The organism is Parabacteroides sp. KHUB-03 (genome assembly GCF_056640975.1).
Genome location: NZ_CM153257.1, coordinates 623,761 through 630,000, shown reverse-complemented (window position 1 = coordinate 630,000; position 6,240 = coordinate 623,761). Strand labels below are relative to the sequence as shown.

The 6,240-nt window shown below is 39.6% G+C and carries 3 protein-coding genes, 1 tRNA gene, 1 rRNA gene and 1 pseudogene (1 of these 6 only partly in view); 1 reads left to right on the top strand and 5 read right to left on the bottom strand.

What is annotated here, in order from left to right:
• The 3 genes from ACYIB7_RS02625 to ACYIB7_RS02615 all read right to left on the bottom strand — a co-directional run.
• A tRNA-Ile gene (locus tag ACYIB7_RS02625) sits at positions 1 to 15 on the bottom strand (it extends 59 nt beyond the left edge of the window).
• A gap of 189 nt (positions 16 to 204) precedes the next feature.
• Positions 205 to 1,732, bottom strand: a 16S ribosomal RNA gene (locus ACYIB7_RS02620).
• A 645-nt stretch (positions 1,733 to 2,377) separates the two neighbouring features.
• Positions 2,378 to 3,286 carry a DMT family transporter gene (locus ACYIB7_RS02615; protein ID WP_103983846.1) on the bottom strand — a complete coding sequence of 303 codons (909 nt, stop codon included), beginning with the start codon at positions 3,284 to 3,286 and terminating at the stop codon, positions 2,378 to 2,380.
• Positions 3,287 to 3,415: 129 nt separating this feature from the next.
• Between ACYIB7_RS02615 and ACYIB7_RS02610 the strand changes: the two are divergent.
• Positions 3,416 to 3,729, top strand: a pseudogene (locus ACYIB7_RS02610) (FAD-dependent oxidoreductase); the annotation flags it as partial.
• A 69-nt stretch (positions 3,730 to 3,798) separates the two neighbouring features.
• On the opposite strand, the gene ACYIB7_RS02605 reads toward ACYIB7_RS02610, so the two are convergent.
• On the bottom strand, positions 3,799 to 5,904 hold the full coding sequence (locus ACYIB7_RS02605; RefSeq protein ID WP_480338006.1) for a TonB-dependent receptor domain-containing protein: 2,106 nt from the start codon (positions 5,902 to 5,904) through the stop codon (positions 3,799 to 3,801).
• An 83-nt stretch (positions 5,905 to 5,987) separates the two neighbouring features.
• Positions 5,988 to 6,191 carry a hypothetical protein gene (locus ACYIB7_RS02600; RefSeq protein WP_103983847.1) on the bottom strand — a complete coding sequence of 68 codons (204 nt, stop codon included), beginning with the start codon at positions 6,189 to 6,191 and terminating at the stop codon, positions 5,988 to 5,990.
• Between the last annotated feature and the right edge of the window lie 49 nt (positions 6,192 to 6,240).

Genomic DNA, 6,240 nt, shown 5'->3' with positions numbered 1-6,240 from the left:
CTGAGCTATAGGACTGTCAACTTTGCCTCGATTACTCTCAGCATCATTTTTCTCTCTTTCCCTACCTAAGGACAAACATGGAATCTTATCCATAATTTCTCCTTTTTTGAGTAAGATCATATTTCTTAATACATAGCAACCGTAGTACAAGTAAAGAATATTATACCGATTCCTTTACTCTATTTTTGAGACCCTTTGCTCCAGAAAGGAGGTGTTCCAGCCGCACCTTCCGGTACGGCTACCTTGTTACGACTTAGCCCCAGTCACCAGTTTTACCCTAGGCCGATCCTCAACGGTTACGGACTTCAGGTACCCCCGGCTCCCATGGCTTGACGGGCGGTGTGTACAAGGCCCGGGAACGTATTCACCGCGCCATGGCTGATGCGCGATTACTAGCGAATCCAGCTTCACGGAGTCGAGTTGCAGACTCCGATCCGAACTGAGACATGGTTTGGGGATTAGCATCACATCGCTGTGTAGCTGCCCTTTGTCCATGCCATTGTAACACGTGTGTCGCCCCGGATGTAAGGGCCGTGCTGATTTGACGTCATCCCCACCTTCCTCACAGCTTACGCTGGCAGTCTCACTAGAGTCCTCAGCTTGACCTGTTAGTAACTAGTGATAAGGGTTGCGCTCGTTATGGCACTTAAGCCGACACCTCACGGCACGAGCTGACGACAACCATGCAGCACCTCGTAAAAAGCTATTGCTAGAAAGAGTGTTTCCACTCCGGTCTTCTTACGTTCAAACCCGGGTAAGGTTCCTCGCGTATCATCGAATTAAACCACATGTTCCTCCGCTTGTGCGGGCCCCCGTCAATTCCTTTGAGTTTCACCGTTGCCGGCGTACTCCCCAGGTGGATTACTTAACGCTTTCGCTGTAGAGCTTACAATATATCGCAAACTCCTAGTAATCATCGTTTACTGCGTGGACTACCAGGGTATCTAATCCTGTTTGATACCCACGCTTTCGTGCTTCAGTGTCAGTGTTGGTTTAGTAAGCTGCCTTCGCAATCGGAGTTCTGCGTGATATCTATGCATTTCACCGCTACACCACGCATTCCGCCTACCTCAAACATACTCAAGATATCCAGTTTCAACGGCAATTTTATGGTTGAGCCACAAACTTTCACCGCTGACTTAAACATCCACCTACGCACCCTTTAAACCCAATAAATCCGGATAACGCTCGCATCCTCCGTATTACCGCGGCTGCTGGCACGGAGTTAGCCGATGCTTATTCAGAGGGTACATACAAAACAGGACACGTCCCGCACTTTATTCCCCTCTAAAAGAAGTTTACAATCCATAGAACCTTCATCCTTCACGCGACTTGGCTGGTTCAGGCTCTCGCCCATTGACCAATATTCCTCACTGCTGCCTCCCGTAGGAGTTTGGTCCGTGTCTCAGTACCAATGTGGGGGACCTTCCTCTCAGAACCCCTATCCATCGCAGACTTGGTGGGCCGTTACCCCACCAACTATCTAATGGAACGCATGCCTATCTATCAGCAATAAATCTTTAACAAATATTCCCATGCGGGATCCCTGTTTCATGTGGTATTAGTCCGACTTTCGCCGGGTTATCCCTCTCTGATAGGTAAGTTGCATACGCGTTACTCACCCGTGCGCCGGTCGTCAGCGGGATATTGCTACCCCCTGCTACCCCTCGACTTGCATGTGTTAAGCCTGTCGCTAGCGTTCATCCTGAGCCAGGATCAAACTCTTCGTTGTTAATTTGTTTCTTATACCTTTTGCTCAGAATCTCTAAATCTATTAAGTAATTGACGGTATTATTATTCTATAAAACAAACATCTAATGTCTGTATAATACTTGTACTACTTGTTGTATGTAAATCTTTCAAAGAACTCGTTATACACCCGCTTTTTTAGCGAACGTGGATGCAAAGATAAAACTTTTTATTTATTAGCTCCAAATGTTTATGGAACTTTTTTGATAAAAATATTGTTCAATATCTATTCACCAATCATTCTCTCTCGAATGCGGATGCAAAAGTAATGCTCTTAAACATATATTCCAAACTTTATTCCAACTATTTTTTTAAACAAAACAAGGCGCACAACCTAATTTGCATAACATCCGCAAGTTACATATTGAAAAAAAATTATCAGATTCGTTATCACTAAATCTTAACGATTTATTTATATATATAATGTACGAAAAACCCAGCCAGTAATATTCAAGGAACAAATATAGCATACCTCCAATACCGCCAAAGCCAGATCAGGCATCTTAAAGATACCAAATAAGCTTAATACATTCAAAAATCAGAAAATTAATCATCCCGATGATTTAAAAAAAAGATCGGGATGATTTTATTATTTCATCGGGATGATTGGAATAAACAGCTTATTGCATTAACTCCGTAACAGCCGAAAGCATTTCAATCCTCTTTCTGCGACATAAACTCCACTTAAAATAAATACAGATCCAAATAAACCGACTATCGTAATTATCTCGTCTATCACAATAGCAGATGTTATCAATGTAACCAAAGGTACTATATAAATATAATTCGTCGTACGGACTACTCCTAATTGCTTGACTGCCGTATTCCACATAATATAACAAAGCATAGATGCTACCAAGCCTAAAAACAACAAATTCAAACCAACCACAGGTTTCACTAAAACGTGCCAATCCGTCTGAATAGGTCTAAACAAAAACATCGGAAACAGGGTAATAATTCCATAAAAGAAAACTTTACGCGTAATAAACAACACAGGATACCGGGCTCCCATTCTCTTCAGGATCAAGCCATAGAAAGCCCACATCAGTGCAGCAATCAAGGTCAGAACATCTCCTACAGGATTGATTTTAAGAATAAAACTTCCATTAAAGACCACCAAGGCTACCCCCACAAAGGCGATCAGTGATCCCCATATCAATTTACGATCCAGCTTCTCTCCTTTCGTAAAAAGAAAAGTAAGAAATGCCGTAAGAATGGGAGCTGTACATAATATTAATGAAACATTCGAGGCCAACGTAATCCCCAATGCCGTATTTTCTGATACGAAATATAAAGAACCGCCACACAATCCAGCCATCACAAATAACAATTCATCCTTATAGTTTCTTGCCAAAATTTTACGCGGAGCAACAAACCACATAGCCACATAGGCCAATGCAAAACGATATAACAATATTTCCATTGGTGATAATCCATAAGAAAGCAATATTTTAGTAGAAACGAAAGTGGTTCCCCAAACAATTACCGTAACAATAGCTATCAAATGATAGAACCACATTCCTCTGACCTCTCCCATAATAATTCATTTTTTCGTCGCAAAGATATAACTTAAACATTCCCGGACAGGAGATAAGCCCGGAAATTAAAACAGAAAAAAGAAACTTATTTTCCCCGGTTATTGTTTTATAAATAAAATATCCAGAATATGAGTTTCAACATCCCTCAAACAGATAAAAAACGTATTGTAATTATTGGCGGAGGATTTGGCGGATTGCAACTAGCAAATAAATTAAAAAATACGAATTTCCAGATTGTACTTATCGATAAAAACAACTATCACCAATTTCCTCCTCTATTATATCAGGTAGCGTCATCCGGATTAGAATACAACTCGATCTCTTTTCCTTTCCGGAAAATCTTTTATAACAGAAAAAATTTCTATTTCCGCCTGGCTGAAGTAAATAGTGTTATTGCGGAAAAAATCTGATTATAACCTCTATAGGAGAACTCACATACGACCGGTCTATGCGCTTCATCCTGTTTATAGGCAAACGAAAACAGGATGAATAGCATAAACTATCAGTAAATCTATAAATTATAAGTCAAGGTAAGCCATGCAACCCGGGCATCGCGGTTACGCTTTTGCGTCATCTGCAGATTTTCTGTATCAATAACCATAATCTCTTCCAACGTATCAAAAATATTGTTGATACTTAAGTTTGCACGTAATTTACGATGTATAAAATAATGCGACAACCCTGCATTTACACTATAATGGCTTTTAATTTTACCTTGCGGAGTAAGCTGGTCTGATATAAAAAAGCCATCAACCTGAAATTCCGTATTCCGCGTAATATTTACATTTACATTCCCTTTTATATCCCAACAAGTAAGAGACTTCTTTACATTGTCATACCCTATCATCCGGCCATCTATTTCATCGCGATAAACATCACCGGACAGGCCTACAGATACATTTTTAAACGGGCTCCAATTCATCGAAATATCAAACCCAACAGTCTGGCTGTTACCGGCATTATCTTTCATCCAGATAGTCTCGTCGTTTACCTGAGAGGCAACCTCCATTATACGGTTCGTCCTGTTTCGATAATAAAGAGCCGGTGACAGACGAAAATTTAACACAGTCAACTGATAACCCAGCTCCAGTGTATGAATAAACTCATCCTTCAAATCAGGATTTCCTTGTGATATATGTGTCACATCACTATTATCCAGGAATGAACTTAAATCCGATCCATCAGGACGAATCACACGTTGCTGATAACTAAAAATCAATTGATTGTTCTTTCCCATCTGATAAGAAAAACGAGCGCGCGGATATAAATGAAAATAAGTATTGTCCGTTTTCAGACCTACATTCACAGAATTTGAGGAATTTACCCAAAACGGGCTAAACTGTTCCATAGTTTGTTTATTTACTTCGACATGCAATCCAACCTCAGCTTCAAAATCATTCCACTTTCTCTCCAGAGAGGCATATAGCAGATTTAAGGAACGGTGAAACCGGTAATTATATATTTTCTGATCGTTTGAAACCCAATTACCATTGATTTTATTATTTGCATCCGTATCATAATTTTCCACTTTAGACCGGCCTATATATCCAACGTTGAATATCCAGTTTTCAGAAAACGGAAGGCTATATCCGGCACTCCAGTAATAGTTATGCTTCTTCCGGTTAAAAAACTGATTATCTTCGGCTACTATTTTCCCGCTTTCGGGGTTTTCATTCTTGAAATCATTATCTTCATTATATATAAAGTTATTATAATTGAATACAGTATAAAGATTACTGTTATTAGAAAAGCGATGGTTCCAGTAAGCCTCGACAGCATAAGCTTCCTGTTTTTGATCATTATAACGATTACGTATTACATATTTCAATTGCTCTCCCTGTGGATTGAATACGCGATTATTAATACGTCCGTAACGGCTATAATCCATTAAATAATATAAACCGTGAATAGTGATTTGGTCTTTGGATGAAAGATCATAACCAACTTTTAAATCAGCTAAATGAACATCCGGACGTGCAACTGCATTGTTATTCATTTCCGTACGATTCTTTAAAGTTGCTGTAGATTTACTAAATGTACGTTCGCGATACTCCTTGCGGTAATTATATTTCGCCGTTATATGAAATTTGGCCGGATGGAGATTTAATATGGCTCCGGCATTATATCTTTCATTCCAACCTGCGCCCAATGTCACAATCAAAGGAGAATCGTTCTTTCCAAACATGGCAGATGACAAATTCAGGACTCCCGCATCACCATCAGGTACCAAATTTACAAGAGGAAACTGACCCAGCGATATCTTGTTAAAAAACAGAGCCGGTAATTGAATTAAGACATCACCGCTATATTCTTCCAACATTCCATAAGGTATACCATCTATTAACATTCCCGGTTTATCCGCCCCACGAAAGGTTACTCCTCCTTCCATATCCGTTATTAATGAGGGTATTTGTCGAAATGCTTCAGCAGTAGTGCCCGTCATGCTAGTCAAATTATCCTCAACCTGCAACTTTTTTATTTCTCCACCACTAATACCGGCAAAACGTTTGCCTTGTACGTCAATGTTTTGTATAAACAACGTTGTATCTATGAGTGTCTGGGAAAACAATTGTTGGCCTAATAAGATCATAGCCGGAAGTAGTAATTCTTTTTTCATATTCTTTATTCCGATAGGTATATAAACAAAAAAAGTCTGTATGCAAAACATACAGACTGTCCTTTCTTAAACTGATACTGAAATTATTCAGCAGGAGCAGCTTCAACAGCAGCAGTAGAATCTGCAGGAGCAACTTCTTCAGCTACAACTGATTCTTCTACAACAGGAGCAGCTTCAACTGTTTCAGTTTCTGCCACAGTTTCTTCTGTAGTTTCTGCAGATTTGTTACCACAAGATGTGAATGATACAGCTGCAATAACAGCAGCAAATGCAACTAACTTTTTCATTTTGTCTTTAATTTAAACGGTCTATAATATCTCTTTGTTGTAAAACGAT

Coding starts and splice junctions, on each gene's coding strand:
- ACYIB7_RS02615 (WP_103983846.1), bottom strand. CDS start 3,286: ATGGGAGAGGTCAGAGGAATGTGGTTCTATCATTTGATAGCTATTGTT.
- ACYIB7_RS02605 (WP_480338006.1), bottom strand. CDS start 5,904: ATGAAAAAAGAATTACTACTTCCGGCTATGATCTTATTAGGCCAACAA.
- ACYIB7_RS02600 (WP_103983847.1), bottom strand. CDS start 6,191: ATGAAAAAGTTAGTTGCATTTGCTGCTGTTATTGCAGCTGTATCATTC.